Genomic DNA, 4,041 nt, shown 5'->3' with positions numbered 1-4,041 from the left:
GTCCCTCCCCCGGACCCGGGACGTCACGGAGACCGTCCAGTCGACCCAGACTCTGAGCACGCGTTCCTTCAGCACGACGGCCCCTTCTCTCCCACCCGATACCGCGCCCTTTGTGGTCAGAGGCAACGTACGCCACACGGCGTGCATCGGCAGCAACTCTGCGCAACGCAAGCGGTATCCGGGGTGCCCGAACCGCAAGTTGGCGGGTTCTCTTCCCCCTCGTTGAGATCACCATGCACGAAGTCCCCTCACGCGAACCGTGAACTCAGCCCTGACTGTCCCACATCGAGTTGCATCCGCGAAGAGCTTTCGCGAAGTCGTTCTTCTCAACCGCCCGGGATCGGGTCAACGGCCCAGGATCGAGCCGAAGTCGGAGCCGGAGCCCAGGAACATGCCCGAGGCGATCAGGATCATCGTGGCCGGGAGCATGAAGACCAGGGTCACCATCGTCGCCTTGGGGATCGTCTTCGCCGCCCTGCGGCGGGAGTTCTGCGCGTCCGTGCGGCGCATGTCCGTGGCCAGCTGGATCAGCGTGTCCGCGATCGGGGAGCCCAGCTCCTCTCCCTGCTGGAGTGCGGAGACGAACTGGGCGACCTGCTCCGACGCGTTGCGGCGGCGCAGGTCGTCGAAGGCCTGGCGGCGGCTGACGCCCATGTCCATCTGGCGCAGGGTGATGCGGAGTTCGTCCGCCCACGGACCCTCGTACCGCTCGGCGACCCGGTCCAGCGCCTGGCGGAAGCCGAGGCCCGCCGAGACGACGACCGCGAGGACGTCCAGGAAGTCGGGCAGCGTGCGGTCGATGACCTCGCGGCGTTCGCGGATCGCCTGCCAGATCAGCGCGTCCGCCGCGACCGCCCCGAAGGCGAGCGTGAGCAGGCCGAAGAGCGGGGAGCCGTTGGTGAGGAAGACGAGGCCGAGGACCAGGCCGAAGACGCCGTAGACCGCTCGCCGTGCCGCGTAGCGGTCTATCGTCAGGCCGCCCGGGTTGCCCGCCATGTCGATCCTGCGGCGCTTGGCGTCGACGCGTTTCGGGCCCATCAGGCGCAGGACCGCGGGCGCGAAGCGCATGCCGAGGCGGTCCACCGCCGAACCCGCCACCGAGACGCGGGTCGCGCCGACCTCCAGGGCCACGGCCAGGTCGGAGGGCAGCTTGGCGTCCGCGCGGTACATGCGGATCCCCTGACAGACGCCGGCCACGGCGAGGCCCATCACGGCCGCGAGGAGCAGGCTCAGCACGGTCACTCCCTCCTAGACTTCGATCTTGCCGAGGCGTCGGATCACGAAGAAGCCGACGCCGTACAGGCCCAGTGAGATCAGGATCAGCGTCTGGCCCAGCGGTGAACCCGTGACCCGTTCCAGCGCCCCCTCGTTCGAGGAGTTGATCAGGAGCAGGGAGCCGAGGCCGAGCAGCGGGACCGTGAAGGCCGTCGCGTGGACCTCCGACAGCATCGTGCGGACCTCGCGCCGCGTCTCCTTCCTGTCCTCCAGGGTCTGGGTGAGGTTGCGCAGGGAGTTGACCACCGTGCCGCCCGCCTTGTTGGACAGGACGAGGGTCGTGACGAGGACTATCAGTTCGCGGGACGGGAGGCGGTCGGCGAGTTCGCCGAGCGTGTCGTCGATGGAGCGGCCCATGGTCAACTGGTCCGCCACGTGCGACAGTTCCTCTCCCGCGGGGGCCTCTAGCTCTTCCGCCGCCATCGCCAGGGACGTGCGCAGGGCCAGGCCCGCCGCCGTCGCGTTGGCCAGGATGCGGGCCACGTCGGGGAGTTGGTTGATGAAGGCCTCGATGCGCTTCTGGCGCTGCCAGTTGAGGAAGGCCGCCGCGCCCCACACCGCGACGCCGCCCGCGATCGGGCCGAAGAAGGGGGCAAGGGTCGCGGCCGCGACCAGCCAGAGGCCCGCGACGACCGCGACGACGTAGGTGAAGAACTCCCCGGCCGTGAGGTCGAGCCCCGTCGAGGACAGGCGCAGGTGGATCGCCCGGCCCAGGCGGGTGCGGCGCAGACGGCGGTCGACGGCGGCGAAGCGGCGGGAGCGGGCGGGCGGGCCGCCGTCCCCCGTGCCGGGGCCGAGCGCGAGACGGTCCACCAGGGCCTGGCGCTGCGCCCGGCCCGACGCGTACGTGTGGACGCCCGCGACGGCGAGCGTGCCCGTCAGGACGGTGGCGCCCAGGGCGAGGAGGGCGGGGTCGTTCATCCGATCGCTTCCCTCGTGTTCAGTACGTCGACGGCCTCCGCCACACCGAACGCGGGCGGCACCGGTTCGTTGGCGACATACAGCTTGTCGGCGATCTCGCGCGGCAGCGGCAGATGCTCGAAGTAGCCGTGCACGACGCGGTCGGCGCCGAGCGGCCGCGGCACGAAGCGGGAGACCGGCACGATGCGGAACTGCTGGCGGCCGTGGGAGACGAGCAGCACGATCTCGGCGACCTTGCGGGAGCCGTCGCCGTGCCGGGCGAGCTGGATGACGACGTCGACGGCCGAGTTGATCTGGTCCTTCAGCGCCTCGAAGGGGATCTGGACCTCCGACATGGAGCCGAGGGTCTGCAGCCGCATCAGCGCGTCCTCCGCCGTGTTGGCGTGGACGGTGGCGAGCGAGCCGTCGTGGCCGGTGGACATGGCCTGGAGCATGTCGAGGGTCTCGCCGCCGCGGACCTCGCCGACGATGATGCGGTCGGGGCGCATGCGCAGGGAGTTCCTGACCAGATCGCGGATGGTGATCTGGCCTTTGCCCTCGACGTTGGGCGGCCGGGATTCGAGGCGGATCACATGGTCCTGCTGGAGCTGGAGCTCCGCCGAGTCCTCGATGGTGATGATGCGTTCGTGGGCCGGGATCAACCCCGACAGGGCGTTGAGCAGGGTCGTCTTGCCGGTGCCCGTACCGCCGCTGACGATGAGGTTGAAGCGGGCGCGCACGAACGCGGAGAGCAGCATCAGCATGTGTTCGTCGAGCGAGCCGAGGCCGATGAGTTCGGGGAGCGTGTAGGCGCGCGGGAAGCGGCGGATGGTGAGGGTGGCGCCGGTCAGAGCGAGCGGCGGGATGATCACGTTGACGCGTTCGCCGGTGGGCAGTCGGGCGTCGACCATGGGGTTCGACTCGTCGACGCGGCGGTTGACGGTCGAGACGATGCGTTCGATCGTCTGCATCAGCTGGTCGTTCGAGGCGAAGCGGAGGGGGAGCTGTTCGACGCGGCCCGCGCGCTCCACGAAGATCGAGTCGGGGCCGTTGACCATGATCTCCGTGATGGAGGTGTCGGCGAGGAGCGGTTCGAGCACGCCGAGTCCGAGGGCCTCGTCGACGACGCGGCGGATCAGCTGGGCACGCTCGGAGGTGGAGAGGACGGGGCCTTCGCGGCTGATGATGTGGCCGAGCACGCGCTCCAGGCGGACGCGGCGGTCCGCGGCCGTGAGCGACGACATCTCGGCGAGGTCGATCTCCTCCAGGAGCTTGGAGCGGTAGACGGCGACGAGGCCGTCGTCGCGGCTCGGCTCGGTCTGGTGGGTCGGGGCCACGCGGTCGCGCAGACTCATGTCGTCCTTCAACCTCCTTCGGGTGTACGAGGGTTCGCGGTGCGGTCGTACGAGGGTTCACGGTCGGGGCGTACCGGGGGGGCGGTCGCGGGTCGGGTCAGTCGGCGTCGGCCGCGTCGTCGTTCGGCATCGTGGCCTCCTTCGTCACGCTCCAGTCCGTGTCCACGAAGGGGAGCAGCGTCGGGACCTGGACCTCCACGGTGGCGGTCGTCGTGGCGCCGCCCTTGCTGACGCCGACGGACGCGGTCAGGCCGCCGTCCATGGCGGCCGCGCCCGCCGCCTCCCCGGAGTCGCCCTGCGAGGCCGCGCGGGCCGCGGCCCGGGCGCCGGAGCCCGCCTGATTGGCCGCGTAGCCGACCAGGCCGAGCTGGATCGCGGCGAGGCCGATGAGCAGCAGGATCGGCAGGAATCCGGCGAACTCCAGCATGGAGACGCCCCGGTCGCCCCACCGGCGGCGACGGCGCCCGGACCGGGCCCTGGACCGGCTCACCCGTCCTCCCCCTCCTTGGCC

4 protein-coding genes are annotated in these 4,041 nt (G+C 70.7%); all 4 read right to left on the bottom strand.

What is annotated here, in order from left to right; translation table 11 throughout:
• Nucleotides 1–345: 345 nt before the first annotated feature.
• The 4 genes from AOK03_RS37990 to AOK03_RS37975 all read right to left on the bottom strand — a co-directional run bounded on the left by AOK03_RS37990 (nt 346) and on the right by AOK03_RS37975 (nt 4,020).
• The gene (locus AOK03_RS37990) at nt 346–1,236 is read right to left on the bottom strand and encodes a DUF5936 domain-containing protein (protein WP_279616364.1); all 891 of its coding nucleotides are present in this window, start codon (nt 1,234–1,236) and stop codon (nt 346–348) included.
• A gap of 12 nt (nt 1,237–1,248) precedes the next feature.
• Nucleotides 1,249–2,196, bottom strand: a complete 948-nt coding sequence (locus tag AOK03_RS37985; protein WP_055569920.1) for a type II secretion system F family protein — start codon at nt 2,194–2,196, stop codon at nt 1,249–1,251.
• Nucleotides 2,193–3,530, bottom strand: coding sequence for a TadA family conjugal transfer-associated ATPase (locus tag AOK03_RS37980; protein WP_055569919.1), 1,338 nt, complete (start codon nt 3,528–3,530; stop codon nt 2,193–2,195). The genes AOK03_RS37985 and AOK03_RS37980 overlap by 4 nt, the downstream gene beginning before the upstream one ends.
• A gap of 97 nt (nt 3,531–3,627) precedes the next feature.
• On the bottom strand, nt 3,628–4,020 hold the full coding sequence (locus AOK03_RS37975) for a TadE/TadG family type IV pilus assembly protein (protein ID WP_425264449.1): 393 nt from the start codon (nt 4,018–4,020) through the stop codon (nt 3,628–3,630).
• Nucleotides 4,021–4,041 lie beyond the last annotated feature (21 nt).

It is taken from the genome of Streptomyces atriruber (genome assembly GCF_001418325.1).
Classification (GTDB): domain Bacteria; phylum Actinomycetota; class Actinomycetes; order Streptomycetales; family Streptomycetaceae; genus Streptomyces; species Streptomyces atriruber.
This window is presented reverse-complemented; position numbering and strand designations above follow the sequence as displayed.

What these genes read in the sequence shown, in the direction of transcription:
- AOK03_RS37980 (WP_055569919.1), bottom strand. Translation starts at nt 3,530, where the DNA reads ATGAGTCTGCGCGACCGCGTGGCCCCGACCCACCAGACCGAGCCGAGC.
- AOK03_RS37985 (WP_055569920.1), bottom strand. Translation starts at nt 2,196, where the DNA reads ATGAACGACCCCGCCCTCCTCGCCCTGGGCGCCACCGTCCTGACGGGC.